The 16685-nt window shown below is 63.1% G+C and carries 16 protein-coding genes; 9 read left to right on the top strand and 7 right to left on the bottom strand.

All coding sequences use genetic code 11. The features are described 5' to 3' along the window. Positions 1-194 precede the first annotated feature (194 nt). Positions 195-758 carry a DUF4174 domain-containing protein gene (locus R6G97_RS14015; protein WP_043206895.1) on the top strand — a complete coding sequence of 188 codons (564 nt, stop codon included), beginning with the start codon at positions 195-197 and terminating at the stop codon, positions 756-758. Between the two features lie 56 nt (positions 759-814). Here R6G97_RS14015 and R6G97_RS14010 read toward each other — a convergent pair whose 3' ends face one another. Then, entirely contained in the window at positions 815-1771 is a 957-nt protein-coding gene (locus R6G97_RS14010) for a DMT family transporter (protein ID WP_090344823.1), read from the bottom strand. Positions 1772-1877: 106 nt separating this feature from the next. Between R6G97_RS14010 and R6G97_RS14005 the strand changes: the two genes are divergently transcribed. Together R6G97_RS14005 and R6G97_RS14000 are read left to right on the top strand one after the other, a co-directional pair. Next, a complete protein-coding gene (locus tag R6G97_RS14005; RefSeq protein WP_317847113.1) occupies positions 1878-2762 on the top strand; it encodes a LysR substrate-binding domain-containing protein in 885 nt (294 codons plus the stop codon). 149 nt (positions 2763-2911) lie between these two features. Continuing rightward, the gene (locus R6G97_RS14000; RefSeq protein WP_090344828.1) at positions 2912-4072 is read left to right on the top strand and encodes a GGDEF domain-containing protein; all 1161 of its coding nucleotides are present in this window, start codon (positions 2912-2914) and stop codon (positions 4070-4072) included. A 50-nt stretch (positions 4073-4122) separates the two neighbouring features. Here R6G97_RS14000 and R6G97_RS13995 read toward each other — a convergent pair whose 3' ends face one another. After that, a complete protein-coding gene (locus R6G97_RS13995; protein ID WP_102081553.1) occupies positions 4123-4938 on the bottom strand; it encodes a protein phosphatase 2C domain-containing protein in 816 nt (271 codons plus the stop codon). A gap of 293 nt (positions 4939-5231) precedes the next feature. Between R6G97_RS13995 and R6G97_RS13990 the strand changes: the two genes are divergently transcribed. Continuing rightward, on the top strand, positions 5232-5711 hold the full coding sequence (locus R6G97_RS13990) for a VOC family protein (protein ID WP_043206885.1): 480 nt from the start codon (positions 5232-5234) through the stop codon (positions 5709-5711). Positions 5712-5716: 5 nt separating this feature from the next. On the opposite strand, the gene R6G97_RS13985 is transcribed toward R6G97_RS13990, so the two are convergent. Then, positions 5717-7507 carry a thiamine pyrophosphate-requiring protein gene (locus R6G97_RS13985; protein ID WP_317847112.1) on the bottom strand — a complete coding sequence of 597 codons (1791 nt, stop codon included), beginning with the start codon at positions 7505-7507 and terminating at the stop codon, positions 5717-5719. A gap of 248 nt (positions 7508-7755) precedes the next feature. Here R6G97_RS13985 and mqo point away from each other — a divergent pair, with 248 nt between their 5' ends. After that, positions 7756-9345 (top strand): malate dehydrogenase (quinone), encoded by a 1590-nt coding sequence (gene mqo / locus R6G97_RS13980; RefSeq protein WP_317847111.1) that lies wholly within the window; start codon positions 7756-7758, stop codon positions 9343-9345. A 42-nt stretch (positions 9346-9387) separates the two neighbouring features. Here the strand turns inward: mqo and R6G97_RS13975 are convergent, their stop codons facing one another. Then, entirely contained in the window at positions 9388-10302 is a 915-nt protein-coding gene (locus R6G97_RS13975) for a LysR family transcriptional regulator (RefSeq protein ID WP_274093251.1), read from the bottom strand. Positions 10303-10398: 96 nt separating this feature from the next. Between R6G97_RS13975 and R6G97_RS13970 the strand changes: the two genes are divergently transcribed. From R6G97_RS13970 to R6G97_RS13960, 3 genes are all read left to right on the top strand, one after another. After that, positions 10399-10704 (top strand): putative quinol monooxygenase, encoded by a 306-nt coding sequence (locus R6G97_RS13970; RefSeq protein WP_090344839.1) that lies wholly within the window; start codon positions 10399-10401, stop codon positions 10702-10704. 14 nt (positions 10705-10718) lie between these two features. Continuing rightward, the gene (locus R6G97_RS13965; protein ID WP_317847110.1) at positions 10719-11564 is read left to right on the top strand and encodes a type 1 glutamine amidotransferase domain-containing protein; all 846 of its coding nucleotides are present in this window, start codon (positions 10719-10721) and stop codon (positions 11562-11564) included. 154 nt (positions 11565-11718) lie between these two features. Then, on the top strand, positions 11719-12765 hold the full coding sequence (locus R6G97_RS13960) for a class I SAM-dependent methyltransferase (RefSeq protein WP_090344841.1): 1047 nt from the start codon (positions 11719-11721) through the stop codon (positions 12763-12765). Positions 12766-12881: 116 nt separating this feature from the next. On the opposite strand, the gene R6G97_RS13955 is transcribed toward R6G97_RS13960, so the two are convergent. After that, complete coding sequence (locus R6G97_RS13955; RefSeq protein WP_043206871.1) at positions 12882-14126, bottom strand: saccharopine dehydrogenase family protein; 1245 nt, start codon at positions 14124-14126, stop codon at positions 12882-12884. 33 nt (positions 14127-14159) lie between these two features. Continuing rightward, on the bottom strand, positions 14160-15257 hold the full coding sequence (gene nspC / locus R6G97_RS13950) for a carboxynorspermidine decarboxylase (protein ID WP_043206869.1): 1098 nt from the start codon (positions 15255-15257) through the stop codon (positions 14160-14162). Between the two features lie 310 nt (positions 15258-15567). Between nspC and R6G97_RS13945 the strand changes: the two genes are divergently transcribed. Continuing rightward, positions 15568-15738, top strand: a complete 171-nt coding sequence (locus R6G97_RS13945; protein ID WP_070571654.1) for a KGG domain-containing protein — start codon at positions 15568-15570, stop codon at positions 15736-15738. A gap of 7 nt (positions 15739-15745) precedes the next feature. Here the strand turns inward: R6G97_RS13945 and R6G97_RS13940 are convergent, their stop codons facing one another. Beyond that, entirely contained in the window at positions 15746-16663 is a 918-nt protein-coding gene (locus R6G97_RS13940; protein WP_317847109.1) for a pyridoxal-phosphate dependent enzyme, read from the bottom strand. Positions 16664-16685: the final 22 nt, after the last annotated feature.

Raw genomic sequence — 16685 nt, 5'->3', positions numbered from 1 at the left:
GGAGGGCTTTGGACTATGCTCAGTTCGGGGGCCCGCGGTTTCTGCAGAGGTCGCAAGCCTGGTTCGACGCGCTGCTGGTAATGGCCAGTTACCTTTCGCCTTATCACCTGACTTGTCAGGTGGTTTAGGCTCGCACGTCGGATCTTTCTCAATGATCTGTAGTCTTTGAGTTATCGAGAAATAAGGAGATGCGCATGCTCGTCCGGTCACTGACCCTCGCCACTCTGCTTGCCCTCGCAAGCCCTGTGTTCGCTGCGGACAGCGATGCTCCGCTGGCCAAAGAACTGGGCAAGGCAAGGCCCTTGGTCATCATCGCACCCAGCAGCGCCGACCCGACCTTGCGCGGGTTGAACGAGGCACTCCAGGACCCCGCTACCCAAGCCGCCTTCAAAGAGCGCAGCCTGGTGCTGTACAGCGTTGCCAACATGATGGGCAAGCGCGAGGACAAGAACCTCGAACAGCAGACCACCATGGCGTTGATTCGCGAACTCAAGCTCGGCGCCAGCAAGGGCACCAAGGTGATCCTGGTGGGCAAGGATGGCGAGCGGCATGTGCTCAAGGACGACGACAGCGGCGAGAAGATCGATCCGCAGGTGATCATCAAGGCCGTGGACGAACTACCTGCCAGCGAGAAGGCTGTGAGCGCGCCGGAGCCGGTGGCGGCTTCCGCGCCTGCTGAGCCCAAGTCCAAGGGCAAGGACAGCAAGCCTGCCAAGCCGGCAAAACCGGCGGCACCGCCAAAGCCGCTCGAGGACTGATCGATACAAGCAAGGCGCCGGTTGGCCTGGCGCCTTGCCTGCGTGAGCAGATGCCCCTACGCTTCGGCTTGCTTGGGCTGCGTCGAAGCTTGCTGTTTCTTCGCAGGCTTCAGGCGTGTCACGCCGTACAACACCAGCGCCAGACCCGCCAACTGATACCCCGAGATCTGCTCGCTGAGGATCGCCCACGACGCGAGCATCGTCAGCACCGGACCCAGATTGCCCACCGCTGCGGTATGGGTGGGGCCCAGGCGCTGGATCGCCAGGGCCACCCAGTAGATCGGCAACACCGTGGAAAACACCGCCATCAGCCCCGCATGTATCCAGATCGCCAGTGGCTGCTGCCACAGCTGGCCGATGTCCGCCACCAGCAGGTAGTGCGCCAGCACCATCAATGACGAGGCGATGCCGCAGAGCCCAGCCAGACGCATCGAGCTCATGCGCTTGAGCATGATGCCCGTACCCGAGTAATAGAGCGCGTAGCTCACCGCACTGGCCACCACCCACAACGATCCCAGCACCACTTGCTCGCCGACCCCGGCCACACTGACATCGTGTACGAAGGCGATGCCCAGGCCCAGGTAACACAGGCCCATGGCCGTCAGGGTCCGCAGGGTAGGGCGCTCGCGCAGGGCGATGGCCTGGAACACCAGCACGAGCGTGGGATAAGTGAACAGGATCAGCCGCTCGAGGCCGGCGCTGATGTACTGCAGACCATAGAAGTCGAACAGGCTCGCCAGGTAGTAGCCCAGCAACCCGAGCCCGGCCACGCGCAGGCCGTCCCCAAGCCCCAGCTTCGCAGCGGACTGGCCACGGCTGAGCCAGGTCAGCCAGGCGAACAGCGGCAGTGCCAACCCCATGCGCATGGCCAACAGGGTGATGGCGTCCACCGGACCTGCGGCATAGGCCAGCTTGACGAAGATGGCCTTGAAGCTGAATCCCAAGGCCGCCAGCACGGCATATCCACCGCCGTTGTGGATCGCAGTCTGAAGGCGAAGGTGCAAACGCGTCATGGCAAAGTCCAGGCAATTGAAGGCAGGACTTATTCTGTACAGAACGGGTTGTGGCTAGAATCGCTTTTTCTCGAACATGGCTTTCGCTTTTGGAGAACGCACAAGGATGCACTTCGACTTGCCCGATCTGCGCCTGTTTGCCGCCATTGCCGTTACCGGCAGCCTGAGCAAGGCGGCGGCGACCATTCCGGTGGCGGTGTCCGCCGCCAGCACCCGCCTGCGCCTGTTCGAGTCTCGCTGTGGCTTTGCCCTGTTCGTTCGCAAGGCTGATGGCATGCAACTGACCCCCGCTGGCCGGCTGGTACTGGAGGCGGCCCGTGGTGTGCTGGGGGAGGCGCAAAAGCTGCAGGACACCTTGAAGGAGTTGGCAGGGCAGCGGCGCATCACGCTGCACCTGGCGGCTTCCACCGTCAGCAACAGCACGCTGTTGCCGGCGGTGCTCGGACCGTTTCTGGCCGACTACCCTGAGGTCGACCTGCAACTGGTCGAGCACAAGAGCATCGATGTATTGCGCGTGGTGCTGGCCGGTGAATGCGAGTTAGGGGTGTATGACGGCAACCTGATCGACGAAGGCATCGTCTCGCTGCCGTTTCGCAACGAGCGCCTGGTAATGCTGGTACCAGTGGATCATCCCTTGGCCGGGCGCGAACAATTGCGCTTGGTTGATGCCCTGGGTTACCCGTTTGTGTGTCTGCCGGCAGAGCGGGCGATGCAGCGCTTCGTCGAGGAGCTGGCGATGAATCTGGCCATGCCGTTGAAGGTGCGTGTGCGTGCGCCGAGCTTCGAGGCCATCGCTCAATTGGTGGCCCAGCGCGCGGGTATCGCCATGCTGCCGGAAACCGCCGCTGTGCGCGCCGAGCAGGAGCTGGCGGTTCGCAGGGTGATGCTGGAGGAGCGCTGGGCCACCCTGGAGCTGCGTATCTGTTTTCGTGACTGGGAGTGCCTGAGTTCTCATGGTCGGCAATTGGTCAGCTATCTCTCGACGGCGTGAGCCCACCGGATCGGCGACTGACATGTTGATGTTTCGCCGCCCGCGAGGCGCTTTTGAAAAGACCCTCCAGTCGGTAGCGACCTGCTAAAAGTGCATCCGAACGCTTACAATCCACGCCCTTCAATACGATCGCTCAGGCCTGTCCGCTCATGGCTCTAGACCCCCTCACGATGTTGACCATCAGCATTGCCCTCGCGGCTGCGGCTGCTTTGTACCTGGCGGTCGAGTGGCGCACCGTGCGTGCCACCTCGCTGCTGTTCTGGGCCGCTGGGTTCGCCACCATCAGTGTGGGGTCGACCTTGGCATTGTTGCGCGTCAGTGGGCTGATGCTCGTCGGGGTGTGGTTCGCCAATGGCTTGCTGGTGTTGGCGCATTGGTTCTTTCTCGTGGGTGTGGCGCGGTTTACCGAGATGCGGCTTTCCCGTGGCTGGTACCTGTTGCCGGTTGTCTGGCTGATGCTGTTGCTGCTGCCTGAAAGCCCGCAGTGGTCGAAGGTGATGTTGCTGGCCAACTCGCTGCTGGTGGCCTTGCCCACCCTGTGGGCCTGCGTGCTGCTGCGGCCCCATGGCAAGTCGTTGCGCGTGGGGGCGGTGCAGCTGCGTTATGTGCTGCTGGCCCACGGCATCTTCTACCTGGCCAAGATGATTCCGCCGTTGGTGCCTGGGACGCTGATCGATCTGGCGGCCTTGCGTGGCGCGATCATCCAGGTGTCGCTGGTCGAGGGCACGATGGCGATCATGCTCATCGCCTTGTCCATGACTGGCACCGAGCGCCACCGACGCGAACGGCAGATCGCCCGGCTGGCGGCGCGCGATCCCTTGACCGCCCTGTATAACCGGCGCGCCTTGGAGGCACGCGCCCCGCGTCTGCTGGATGACGTGGCAACGGACCGCCCCGGTGCGCTTTTGCTGATCGACATCGACAACTTCAAGATGGTCAACGACCTGCATGGCCATACTGCCGGTGATCGCCTGCTGGTTGCATTGGGCGAGATGATTCGCGCCTCGACCCCCGCCAGTGGCTTGGCCGCCCGGTTGGGCGGCGATGAGTTCGTCATCCTGCTGGGTAACGCGACCCGTGAAAAAGTCGAAGGGTTGGGGAGCGCTTTGCGCGAGCAGTTCCATCGGATGACCGCGCAGACGTTCCCTACGCCTGCGGCGGTCACCCTCAGCATCGGCGTCAACCTGTTCGATCGGGCGCCTGCCAGCCTGGCGGCACTGATCGAACAGGGTGACGTTGCACTCTACGAATCCAAGCGAGGCGGGCGTGACAGCATCCGCCTGGTCGATCGCACCCAGCCTAAGGCATAGCGAAGGGTCGTCTTGGCATCGGAACCGCATCGGCCCGGCGTTTTTCTTCTTCAGCCCACCCGCAACCAGAGCGCCGATGCGTCGTCGCTCATCTTGAACCGTGGATAACGAACGCAGGCGGCATCGTCGCGCTCGATCTGCCGTAGTCGCAGCGCAAGTTCTGCCAGGCCCTGCTCGCGCAGCTGGGTCATGAAGGTGTGGGGCGTGCAGGCCCGGTAGGTATCGAACAGGGCCGCGAAACCATCGCTCATCAGCACCAGGTCGTCGCCGCGCCTTACCGGTGCGCGGGTGTATACGGTACCAGCCCTGGCCACTTCGGCATCGACGCTGAGCACGGCCTTGGGACGCTCCCGGGCGATGCGCCGATCTGCCTGCACGGCAGGTGTGCGCACGCCATGGGCGCCGGTGCCAGGGCCCAGGGCGAGCGCCTCGGCGCGCTCGGTTTCGCGGTCCGGCTCAGGTGTCAGGAAGGCAATGCCGTGCTCGCTGCGGTGAAGTACGACGCAGTCCGCCAGATGGGCGCAGACTACTTCGTCATCTTCCAGCGCCACCGCCGCAAAGGCCGCGCGGGGCAGCTCCCAGCCGGCGACCGGCTCACGTCGGCGGTCTCGTTCGTAGGCTGCGGCCACGGTAGCGAACACCTGTTCGCACAGGCTCTGCAACGGCCCGCTTGCGCTGACAAAGGCAGCCTGCGCTGCCGCTGCCAACCAGGCCGCGCCCCCTTGTTCACCCAGCAGACCAGGCGGGCCCAGATCGGTTGCGCCGTCGATGACCCAAGCATGACGGCTTGCACAGCCAATACGGTCGTCATTGGGAACATCGGCCCTGCCGGCCAGGTTGAGACTTTGGATCAGGTCGAAATGCATGGTGTGTCGTCTATCTCGTGAAAAAAGAAGCTTCGACAAGCGCGGCTACCTTGAGTTGTGCTGCGCCGGCTCGTTGTGCAGCCGATGCTGGTGAAGCAGCGCCAAGCGCTCGAGACTAGGCCAAATACCGTTTCAATTATGTAGGAAACCACCGTGAACCACGCTCTGACTGCGCGACTATCGCCTGGCCCATCCGCAAGCGTCTGCAACCGACGAAGCGCTGGCCCAGGCCATCGCCTGCCAGGGGTGAAGGTCTAGACTCTAACCTTTGCGATGTGATCGTGGAGGCTCCAATGCCCAGCAAAAACACCATCTGCCTCTGGTTCGACGACGATGCCCTGGAGGCGGCGACTTTTTACGCCAAGACCTTCCCCGACAGCGCAGTAGGGGCAGTGCATCACGCACCGGGCGACTACCCGTCGGGCAGGGCCGGCGATGTCATCACTGTCGAGTTCACCGTGGCCGGTATTCCCTGCGTCGGCCTGAACGGGGGGACCGCGTTCAAGCACAGCGAGGCATTTTCGTTCCAGATCTGCACGGAGGATCAGGCCGAGACCGACCGTCTGTGGCAGGCCATCGTCGGCAACGGCGGCCAGGAAAGCGTCTGCGGCTGGTGCAAGGACAAGTGGGGCATCTCGTGGCAGATCTCGCCCCGGGTGCTGCTCGAGGCCATGGACAACCCAGACCGGGCCGCCGCCAAGCGCGCATTCGACGCCATGATGCAGATGGGCAAGATCGACATCGCCGGGATCGAGGCGGCGCTCAAAGGTTAGCGGCATCATGCTTTGCCGTGCCCTGGCAATAGCCCGCTGATCAGCTGGCGCGCGGTTTGGCGCAGGATGCCGGCTTGGTCCGGGTCGCCTTGCAGCAGGGCGCCGGCGAACTTCTTCGCCTGCTCCAGGGTGATGTGCGGCGGCAGCGGCGGGACATCGGGGTCGGTACGAAAATCGATGACCACGGGCACCTCGCTGGCCAAGGCCTGCTCCCAGGTGTCGGCCACGTCCTGCTCGCGTTCGACATACAGGCCCTTCAGACCGATCGAGAGGGCGAACAGGTGGTAGGGCACGTCAGGAATGTCCTGGCTGGCGGCAAACTTGGGGTCTCCCTCCATCACCCGCTGCTCCCAGGTGACCTGGTTGAGATCCTGATTGTTGAACACCGCGCAAATCCAACGTCCGTTGCCCCATTGTCGCCAGTACTTGGCCACGGTGATCAGTTCGGCCATGTTGTTCATCTGCATGGCACCGTCGCCTACCAGGGCCACCACGCAGCGCTCGGGGTGAGCGAACTTGGCTGCGATGGCGTAGGGCACTGCCGCGCCCATCGAGGCCAAGCCCCCGGACAACGAACATTCCATACCCGTGCGGATCCGCAGGTCGCGGGCGAACCAGTTGGCGCAGGAGCCCGAGTCGCACGTGATGAGGGCGGCGTCCGGCAGGCGAGGCGAGAGTTCATGGACGACCCGCTGCGGATTGATCGGCGCAGCCTTGCTCAGGGCGCGTTGCGTCAGCTTCTTGTCCCACGCCTTGCGCCAACCTTCGACCTTGGTTCGCCAACTGCGGCGGGTCTTATGCTCGATCAGCGGTAGCAGGGCGTCCAGCGTCTGTGCGGCATCGCCCATCAAGTTCACTTCCATGGGATAGCGCAGGCCGAGCATGTCGGCAGCGATGTCGATCTGTACGCCGCGGGCCTGACCTTCCTCTGGTAGGAACTCGGCGTAGGGGAAGCCTGAACCGATTATCAGCAGCGTGTCGCATTCGTTCATCAGCTTCAGGCTGGGTTCGGTACCCAACAGACCGATGCAACCGGTGACCCAAGGCAGGTCATCGGGCAATACGGCCTTGCCCAGCAGGGCCTTGGCGACGCCTGCACCGAGCTTTTCGGCGATTGCGCTCACCTGCTCACGGGCCTGCAGCGCGCCGGCCCCCACCAGGATCGCGACTTTCTTGCCGGCGTTGAGTATCTGCGCAGCCTGCTGCAATGCGTCGGGGTGGGGCACGATCCTCGGTGGGTTGAAGCCTGTGCCCGAATGCAAGGTGCCATGGGCCCGTGCAGGCGACTCGTAGGGCATTTCCTGCAGATCGTTGGGCAGCACCAATGCGGTGACCCGGCGTTCGCCCAGCGCCGTGCGTACGGCGCGATCCAGCAAATGGCGCACTTGGGCCGGGGCCGTGGCCTGCTGGACGAATGCACCGGCCACGTCCTTGAACATCGAGACCAGGTCCAGCTCCTGCTGGTAATGCCCACCCAGCGCGGTGCGGGCCTGCTGGCCGACGATGGCCAACACCGGCATGTGGTCCAGGCGGGCGTCATACAGGCCTGTCAGCAAGTGCGAAGCGCCAGGCCCGGACGTTGCGATGCACACGCCAAGCTCACCTGTGAACTTGGCATGGGCGCTGGCCATGAATGCCGCCATTTCTTCATGGCGGCACTGCACGAATTCGATCGTACCGGCCCGACGCAGTGCACCGAACACGCCATTGATGCCATCGCCCGGATAGCCGAATACCCGCTTCACGCCCCATTGGCTCAAGCGCTCAACCAGAAAATCGCCTACGGTGCTCGCCATCGTTCCTACCTCCATGCAAACCGTCACAGCAGTGAAACTTCCGACGACCCCCAGGGCCGGATGTTCAGATTCATTTGACAGGCTGAATGAATCCAACTGGTGGCTTGGGGAAAGTTGCGCTAACTATCTAGAGGGCTGACTTCGCTTGCGAGGCCGATCAGGCGCAGGGGCGGCAGACAGATACGCCGCACGAGCCTTGCGCACGACAGGGAGTACACAACGAGGCATCACGTCTCGCAGGAGGAAACATGAACACCACGAAGACGTTGCGATGGGCCTTGGTAGGCCTCACGTGCGGCATGCTCAGTGCCCAGGCCGCCGAGACCAAACGGGTCGACGTACTGCTGGTCGGGGGCGGGATCATGAGTTCGACCCTGGCGGTCTGGCTGAATGAGCTAGAGCCGGGTTGGTCGATGGAAATGGTCGAACGCCTGGACAAAGTCGCCGAGGAAAGCTCCAACGGCTGGAACAACGCAGGCACCGGGCACTCGGCCCTGGCGGAGCTCAACTACACACCGGAGAAGAACGGCAAGATCGACATCGCCAAGGCCATCGAGATCAACGAGTCGTTCCAGATCACCCGGCAGTTCCTCGCCTGGCAGGTCAAGCAGGGCGTGCTCAAGGACCCGCATTCGTTCATCAACACCACACCGCACATGAGTTTCGTGTGGGGTGACGACAACATTCGGTTTCTGAAAAAACGCTACGAGGCCCTGCAGGCCAGCCCCCTGTTCAAGCCCATGCAGTATTCGGAGGAACCGGAACAGATCAAGCAGTGGGTGCCGTTGATGATGGAGGGCCGTGACCCCGCGCAGAAGCTCGCGGTGACCTGGACCCCCATCGGCACCGACGTCAATTTTGGTGAGATCACCCGCCAGTACGTGGGCTACCTGCAAGGCCGACCGAACTTCGACCTGAAGCTCTCGAGCGAAGTCCAGGACATCACCCGCAACGATGACGGCTCCTGGCACGTCGAATACAAGAACCTCAAGGACGGTACCACGTCCGCCACCGACGCCAAGTTCCTGTTCATCGGCGCCGGCGGCGCCGCCTTGCCGCTGCTGCAAAAGTCGGGCATCCCTGAAGCCAAGGACTATGCGGGCTTCCCGGTGGGCGGCTCGTTCCTGGTGACCGACAACCCGGCCATCGCCCAGCGGCACATGGCCAAGGCCTACGGCATCGCCGCGACCGGCGCGCCGCCCATGTCGGTACCCCATCTGGATACCCGCGTGCTCGATGGCAAGCGCATGATCCTGTTCGGCCCATTCGCCACCTTCTCCACGCGTTTTCTAAAAGAGGGCTCGCTGCTGGACCTGTTCGCCAGCATGTCCGTGCACAACACCTGGCCCATGGTGCGCGTCGGGGTACGTGAATTCGACCTGGTGCAGTACCTGATCGGGCAATTGATGCAATCCGACGATGACCGCTTCGAGGCGCTGCAGACCTACTTCCCCCACGCCAAGAAAGAGGACTGGCGCCTGTGGCAGGCGGGGCAGCGGGTGCAGATCATCAAGAAGGACCCGGAGCTGGGCGGGGTCCTCAAGCTCGGCACCGAAGTGGTGATGGCCAAGGACGGCAGCATCGCTGGCTTGCTGGGCGCATCGCCGGGGGCCTCGACCGCGCCGCCGATCATGCTCGACCTGCTGCACAAGGTGTTCAAGGACAAGGCTGCCTCTGCGCCCTGGCAGGAGAAGTTCCGGCAGATCATTCCGTCCTACGGGATTCGCCTGAACGATCATCCTGACAAGCTCGAACAGGAGTGGGCCTACACCAACGAGTTGCTCCAGTTGGCGCCGCCGTCGAGCCACGCAGGGCAGACCGAAATCGCAGCGCCGTAGTGTGCACGATGCCCCGGGTGGCCTTGCGCCTCCCGGCGGCTTCTACTCCACGTGATTGGCCACCTCCCAGACTTTTTGGCGAAACCACCTGCGCAATGGATCGGCGTGCGTGCGCTCGTGCCAGATCTGCATCAATTCGACCCTCGGTAGCGCCAGGGGCAGCGGGTATACCGCAAGCTCCGGGTCCCGTGCCGCCGCATCTTCGGCCAGCGAACGCAGGCAGGTGAGCAGCAGGTCGGTGCCACTGACCAGGCGGGCTGGGGCAAGAAAGCTCGACAACCCCGCAATCACACGTCGTCGATGGCCTTGGGCGCGCAGCGCGCGGTCCACTAGCCCATCGAGGTCACCGGTGAGGGTGGTCAGCACATGCTCGCAGGCCAGAAACGCCTCCAGGTCCAGGCCGTCGGTCAGGTGTGGGTTGCTCCTTGCGGCCAGCACCACCAACTCTTCGCCGAGCAGACGCTGCTGGTGGAAGGTGTCCGGCAGGTCGGTGAAGAATCCGGCGATGGCCAAGTCGCACGTGCCTTTCTCCAGGGCTTCGCGCGGCAACTGGCCACGGGTGTTGTGGGTGACCAGCACCAGGTTGGGGGCCTGGCTGCGCAGTATCGGCAGCAGACGGGGCAGCAGGGTTTGCTCCAGATAGTCGGTGCTATACAGGTGCAGGCGGGCAGGGCGGGTGAGCATGTCCGCGCCGTCGCAACGTTCGTAGAACAGCTCCAGCTGCTCCACCAAGTGCTGAACCTGAGGCGCCAGCTCATGGGCGCGAGGTGTCGGTGTCAGCCCGCGAGGCGCCCGGACGAACAGCGGGTCGCCGAATTGATGGCGCAGCTTGTTCAGCTTGTGGCTCAGCGCCGGCTGGCTGAGCGCCATGCGCTCGGCGGCCAGGGACGCGTTACGTTCCTGATAGAGCATCTGGAAGACCAGCAGCAGGTTCAGGTCCTTGTTTACGATATTCATATTTTGGATCGCTGAAATTAGATCTTTAGAATTATCGAATCATAGCGCAGTCGATAGCATGGCCTCACTGACCGATACCGACCTTGGAGTCCAGTCATGCCTATCAGCATCTTCGCCACTATTTTCCCCAAGCCCGAACACCGCGACGCGGTGGAACAGGCCCTGCGGGTGATGGTGGAGCACTCCCGCGCCGAGCCCGGCAACCTGCGCTATGACCTGTTCGTTCGTGAAGCAGACGAACTGGCCTTCGACCTGTTCGAGCTGTATGTCGACTCGGCGGCCATCGATGCACACCGCAACAGTGCTCATTACCAGGCCTATCGCGCTGCCACCGCTGACTGGGTGGCTGCACCGACCCAGGTCCGCGTTGCCCACCCACTCGACATTGTCCCCTTCGCCTGAACAGGAACCTGACCATGAACAAGATTTCCACCCTGGCGCTCACGGTGGCTGGCGCATTGCTGGCCGGCCAGGCCACTGCCGCGTCCAAAGGCGAGGTGCTGGTCTTGCTGTCGAGCGAGCATCAACTGCAGCTCAAGGACGGCAAACCGTACCCGACCGGCTATTACCTCAACGAGTTCGGCGTGCCGGCCGACCAACTGCTCAAGGCCGGCTACACGCTGGTGCTGGTGACGCCCAAGGGCAATGCGCCGAGCGTCGATGAGCGTTCGGTCGACCCGCAGTATTTCGGTGGCGATGCGGCCGAGATGCAGCGTATTCACAAGGTTGTGCAGAATCTGCCGGGCATCGACGACACCTTGTCGGTCAAGGAGGTGTTAGCGGGTGACCTGGACCGTTACGCCGGCCTGTTCATCCCCGGTGGCCATGCGCCGCTGATCGATCTTGCCAACAACCCTGACGTCGGGGCATTGCTGCGCCACTTCCATCAGGCAGGCAAACCGACCGCCGCGATCTGCCATGGCCCGATCACCCTGCTGTCGGCCCAGCAGGACCCGGTTGCCTACCGCGCGGCCTTGGCACGCGGCGAGACGCCGGCCGCCAGTGACTGGGTGTACCAGGGCTATCGCATGACGATCTTCTCGGATCCGGAAGAACAAGTGTTCGAAAGTTCGCTCAAAGATCAACGCCTGCAGTTCTACCCGGCCAAGGCCATGGCTGCGGCGGGCGGCGACATGAGCTACGCGAAGGCCTGGGCGCCCCATGTGGTCATCGACCGTGAGCTGATCACCGGACAGAACCCGTTCTCCGACAAGGCGCTGGCCAAGGCATTGGTGGAGAAACTGGACGGTGCCAGGCAGTAAGGCCAAGCCTTCGGTGCCGGCGGTGGCACTTGCCATGCTCGTCTAGACTTAAAGCCCGGGCCTGTTTCGCGCAGGCCCGGCAATCATCCATCCGACCACCGCCTCCCGGCCCGGACGTCGCCGACGGTGGCCTTCTTGCAGAGGAGGGCAGGTCATGGACGAGGCAAGACTTCACGAGTTCATGGGCAAGCTGGTGGGCGACATGGGCGCGGCGGCGACACTGGCCAACGTGATCCTGGGCGATGAGCTGGGGCTGTATCGGGCCATGGCCGATAGCCAACCCGTGACCCCCGAGGTGCTGGCTCAGCGAACCGGCTGTCATCCACGGCTGCTGCGAGAATGGCTCAGCGCCCAGGTAGCAGCCGGCTACATGGTTCACCACGACGGTACGTTCAGTCTTCCCGAAGAGCAGGCTCTGGCCCTGGCCATCGAGGAGTCGCCAGCCTACATGGCCGGCGGCGCGTCGGTGGTAGCGGCACTGTTTCATGACAAAGACAAGCTGATCGCCGCCATGCGTGGCGATGGAGGGCTGCCTTGGGGTGACCATCATCCGTGCATGTTCAGCGGCACCGAGCGTTTCTTCAGGCCCGGTTACCGCACCTTCCTGGTGGCTGAGTGGCTACCGGCGCTGGAGGGGGTGACCGCCAAGCTGCAGGCCGGAGCCAAGGTGGCCGATGTGGGATGCGGCCACGGCGCCTCGACCATCGTCATGGCCCAGGCTTTTCCCGCGTCTCGCTTTATCGGCTACGACTACCATGGGCCCTCGATCACGACCGCCACTGCGCGTGCCGAGGAGGCGGGCGTAGCCGGGCAGGTCAGCTTTGCCCAGGCCTCGGCCAAGGACTATCCGGGGCATGATCATGACCTGGTGTGCTTTTTCGATTGCCTGCACGACATGGGGGATCCGGTCGGTGCGGCCAGGCATGCCTACCACGCACTCAAGGACGACGGCACGGTGATGCTGGTCGAGCCCTATGCGGAGGATTCGCTGGAAGGCAACCTGAACCCGGTGGGGCGGTTGTTCTACGCGGCCTCGACATTCATTTGCACCCCCAACTCGCTGTCTCAGGAGGTAGGGTTGGGGCTGGGGGCCCAGGCCGGCGAGGCGCGGCTGCGGGCGGTGTTCGAGGAGGCGGGGTTCACGCGGTTCCGGCGGGCGACGCAGACACCGTTCAACCTGATCCTGGAGGCGCGCAAGTAGCGGGCGAGCCTGTGAGAGCGTTGCGACTTCAAAAGGAGCACCGTGCGCAGTGTGGCGTCTGTGGGCACTGGCCACACGCAGAAGGGGCGCCATCTGGCGCCCCTTCTGTTTGCTGCTTAGGCTTCAGCGTCCCAAGGACGATCGCCTTTTTCGTCTTTGATGCGGGTCGGCAGGCCCATCACGTCCAGCGCCTTGAGGAACGGCTCGGCCGGCAGCTCCTCGACGTTGACCATGCGCTTGGCATCCCATTCGCCACGGGCGACCAGCAGGGCCGCGGCCACTGGCGGCACACCAGCGGTATAGGAAATACCCTGGCTGTCGGTCTCGGCGAACGCCTCTTCGTGGTCGGCCACGTTGTAGATGAACACTTCACGCGGCTGGCCATCCTTGGTGCCCTTGACCAGGTCACCGATGCAGGTCTTGCCGGTGTAGCCCGGAGCCAGCGAGGACGGGTCAGGCAGCACGGCCTTGACCACTTTGAGTGGCACCACTTCCAGGCCTTCGGCGGTCTTGACCGGCTGCTCGGAGAGCAGGCCCAGGTTCTTCAGGACGGTGAACACATTGATGTAATGCTCGCCGAAGCTCATCCAGAAGCGGATGTTCGGCACGTCGAGGTTCTTCGACAGCGAGTGGACTTCATCGTGGCCGGTCAGGTAGAGGTTCTGCGAGCCCACCACCGGCAGGTCGTCGGTGCGCTTGACCTCGAACATTTTGTTGCTGGTCCATTGGCTGTTCTGCCAGCTCCAGACTTGACCTGTGAATTCGCGGAAGTTGATTTCCGGGTCGAAGTTGGTGGCGAAGTACTTGCCATGGGAGCCGGCATTGACGTCGAGAATGTCGATCGAGTCAATGCGGTCGAAATACTGTTGCTGCGCAAGTTTGGCGTAGCTGTTCACCACACCCGGGTCGAAGCCGACGCCGAGAATGGCGGTGATGTTCTTTGCTTGGCACTCTTCGAGGTGTTTCCACTCGTAGTTGCCGTACCAAGGCGGCGTTTCGCAGATCTTGCCCGGCTCTTCGTGGATCGCGGTGTCCAGGTAGGCGGCGCCGGTATCGATGCAGGCACGCAGCACCGACATGTTGAGGAAGGCGGACCCGACGTTGATCACGATCTGCGATTCTGTCTCGCGGATCAGCGCCTTGGTTGCCTCGACATCGAGGGCATTGAGCGAGAAGGCCTGGATGTCGGCGGGTACCTTGAGGCTACCCTTGGCCTTGACGCTGTCGATGATGGCCTGGCATTTGGAGATGTTCCGTGACGCAATCGCAATACGACCGAGCTCGTCGTTATGCTGTGCGCACTTGTGGGCCACCACCTTGGCGACACCTCCTGCACCAATGATAAGAACGTTCTTCTTCAATTTACCTTTTGCTCCTTACTGAAAGGGCCTGCCTCAGGACAGGCTGGAAACGTAGTCTTCGAAACCGAACTCGCGCACCACCTCGACGCTGCCGTCGAGCTGCTTGACCACGATGGCCGGCATTTTCAGACCGTTGAACCAGTTTTTCTTGACCATGGTGTAACCGGCGGCATCGACGAACGACAGGCGGTCACCGATAGCCAGAGGCTTGTCGAACTGATACTCGCCGAAGATATCGCCGGCCAGGCACGACTTGCCGCAGACCATGTAGGTGTGCTCGCCGTTGTTGGGCGCCATCTTGGCGTTGAGGCGATAGATCAACAGGTCGAGCATGTGCGCTTCGATGGAGCTGTCGACCACGGCCAGGTGCTTGCCGTTGTACAGGGTGTCGAGAACGGTGACTTCCAGCGAGGCGCTCTGGGTGATGGCTGCTTCGCCGGGCTCCAGGTAGACCTGCACGCCGTACTTCTCGGAGAAGGCCTTCAGGCGCGCGCAGAATGCGTCCAGGGCATAGTCTTCGCCGGTGAAGTGGATCCCGCCACCGAGGCTGACCCACTGGACCTTGTGCAGCAGGTGACCGAAGCGCTCCTCGATGTGCGAGAGCATCTTGTCGAAGAGGCCGAAATCGCCGTTCTCGCAGTTGTTGTGGAACATGAAGCCGGAGATCTGTTCGATCACCTTCTCGATCTTCTCAGGGTCCCATTCGCCCAGACGGCTGAACGGGCGTGCCGGGTCGGCCAGCAGGTAGTCGGAGCTGCTCACCTGCGGGTTGACGCGCAGACCGCGCACCTTGCCCTGGGACTGTTCGGCATAGCGTTGCAGCTGGCCGATGGAGTTGAAGATGATCTTGTCGCAGTTCTCGAGCATCTCCTCGATCTCGTCGTCGGCCCAGGCCACGCTGTAGGCGTGGGTTTCGCCGGCAAACTTCTGGCGACCTAGCTTGAGCTCGTAGAGCGACGAAGAAGTGGTGCCATCCATGTACTGCTGCATCAGGTCGAACACCGACCAGGTGGCGAAGCACTTGAGTGCCAGCAGGGCCTTGGCCCCGGAGTGTTCGCGCACGTAGGCAATCTTTTCCATGTTGCCCAGCAGCTTTTGTTTATCGATGAGGTAGTACGGCGTCTTGATCATTTAAAGGCCCCCGGCCAGGCCGGCCAAAAAAAGGACACGCATTGTGCCTTCACTTGCCCCGGATCGAAAGGGTCGAAGGCGCATTTCGTCCGAGTTGCACGTGTATTTGTTATCCCTTTGCCATCAAGGCATCGGTCGCTTCGGTCAGAGGAGCCTCATCAGGATATCTGCAGCCTCGTGGCAGACCCAGTTGAGCAGATAAATGTGACCGTTGCGATCACAGGGTTTGCGCCGCCATCTGTCGGAAGGAGGGAGCAGGGCATGTGCCGTGGGGCTCGAATCTTCAGAACTGATCCATGAGGAGAACCCCATGACCAAGCATCACGAAAGCTCCCACGGTTTTGCCGACGACCCACAGAAAGTCCACGATGCCGGCCGCAAGGGCGGCACCAACCAGGATGTGAAGACCGACCGGGCAGAAAAGGCCCGGGTCGGTGGCCAGCACAGCCATGGCGGTACCCCGCGGCGCAGCGATCGCTGAGCGCCGTTCAGCCCTGGGCCGCCAGCCACGCCTGGATCTGCTCCAGCGTGGCGGTGGCCCCGCCGCAGACGATCACCAGGACATTGCGGTACGCCGCCAGGGCCTCGGGTTGGTAGGCCAAGGCCAGTGCCGCGCCGCAGGCCGGCTCGACCAGTACGCGGTGATCCAGTAAAAAACGCTCGCAGGCCTGCAGCGCGGCGCGGTCGCTGACCAGGCAACTTTCGACTGGGTGACGCTGTGCACAGGCCAGCGCCTGTTCTGCGACGCGCTTGGCGCCCAGGGAGGTGGCCACCGAAGTGATGCGTGGCAGTTCCACGGTCTGTCCGGCTTCAAGGGCTGCATGCAACGAGGCCGCACCGTCGGTTTCCACCGCCAGCACCGGCACGTCGTGCCAACCGTTGCGTTCGAGTCCTTCGACCACGCCACTGAGCAGGCCGCCGCCACCCACCGAGAGCATCACGGCATCGGGCTTCATGCCGGCTCGGGCGACTTCGTCGATCATGCTGGCATGACCGGCCCACAACAGTGGATCGTCGAACGGGTGGATGAAGGCATCGTCTGGCCCGACCAATGTCTGCGCCAGTTCGTTGGCCTCCTGCCAGGAGCTGCCGTGCACCACGACCTTGGCGTCTTCCAGGCGCAGCAGCGCCTTGGCGCGTTCGGTGGTGGTTTCTGGCACCACCACGGTCACCGGCACGCCGAGCTTGCGCCCGGCATAGGCCACAGCCAACCCCGCGTTGCCACCGGAGGACGAGACGAAGTGGCGCGCACCGCGGGCATGATGGACCTGGCAGGCATGGCCAACGCCACGCAGCTTGAATGAGCCGCACGGCTGCAGGGCTTCGAGCTTGAGCCAGACCGAGCGGCCGGCGATCAGCGAGAGAGGACGGGATTCGATCAGGGGCGTCTGGATGTGCAGGGACATGTGGGCTCTCCAAAGGGATGCT

This window comes from Pseudomonas sp. HTZ2 (genome assembly GCF_033173945.1).
GTDB classification, from domain to species: domain Bacteria; phylum Pseudomonadota; class Gammaproteobacteria; order Pseudomonadales; family Pseudomonadaceae; genus Aquipseudomonas; species Aquipseudomonas guariconensis.
This window is presented reverse-complemented; position numbering and strand designations above follow the sequence as displayed.

Bases quoted from the DNA above. Each gene is read 5' to 3' on its own strand.
- R6G97_RS14000 (WP_090344828.1), top strand. From the start codon at position 2,912: ATGGCTCTAGACCCCCTCACGATGTTGACCATCAGCATTGCCCTCGCG.
- R6G97_RS13970 (WP_090344839.1), top strand. From the start codon at position 10,399: ATGCCTATCAGCATCTTCGCCACTATTTTCCCCAAGCCCGAACACCGC.
- nspC (WP_043206869.1), bottom strand. From the start codon at position 15,257: ATGATCAAGACGCCGTACTACCTCATCGATAAACAAAAGCTGCTGGGC.
- R6G97_RS13995 (WP_102081553.1), bottom strand. From the start codon at position 4,938: ATGCATTTCGACCTGATCCAAAGTCTCAACCTGGCCGGCAGGGCCGAT.
- R6G97_RS14010 (WP_090344823.1), bottom strand. From the start codon at position 1,771: ATGACGCGTTTGCACCTTCGCCTTCAGACTGCGATCCACAACGGCGGT.
- R6G97_RS13975 (WP_274093251.1), bottom strand. From the start codon at position 10,302: ATGAATATCGTAAACAAGGACCTGAACCTGCTGCTGGTCTTCCAGATG.
- R6G97_RS13945 (WP_070571654.1), top strand. From the start codon at position 15,568: ATGACCAAGCATCACGAAAGCTCCCACGGTTTTGCCGACGACCCACAG.
- mqo (WP_317847111.1), top strand. From the start codon at position 7,756: ATGAACACCACGAAGACGTTGCGATGGGCCTTGGTAGGCCTCACGTGC.
- R6G97_RS14015 (WP_043206895.1), top strand. From the start codon at position 195: ATGCTCGTCCGGTCACTGACCCTCGCCACTCTGCTTGCCCTCGCAAGC.
- R6G97_RS13990 (WP_043206885.1), top strand. From the start codon at position 5,232: ATGCCCAGCAAAAACACCATCTGCCTCTGGTTCGACGACGATGCCCTG.
- R6G97_RS13965 (WP_317847110.1), top strand. From the start codon at position 10,719: ATGAACAAGATTTCCACCCTGGCGCTCACGGTGGCTGGCGCATTGCTG.
- R6G97_RS13960 (WP_090344841.1), top strand. From the start codon at position 11,719: ATGGACGAGGCAAGACTTCACGAGTTCATGGGCAAGCTGGTGGGCGAC.
- R6G97_RS14005 (WP_317847113.1), top strand. From the start codon at position 1,878: ATGCACTTCGACTTGCCCGATCTGCGCCTGTTTGCCGCCATTGCCGTT.
- R6G97_RS13985 (WP_317847112.1), bottom strand. From the start codon at position 7,507: ATGGCGAGCACCGTAGGCGATTTTCTGGTTGAGCGCTTGAGCCAATGG.
- R6G97_RS13940 (WP_317847109.1), bottom strand. From the start codon at position 16,663: ATGTCCCTGCACATCCAGACGCCCCTGATCGAATCCCGTCCTCTCTCG.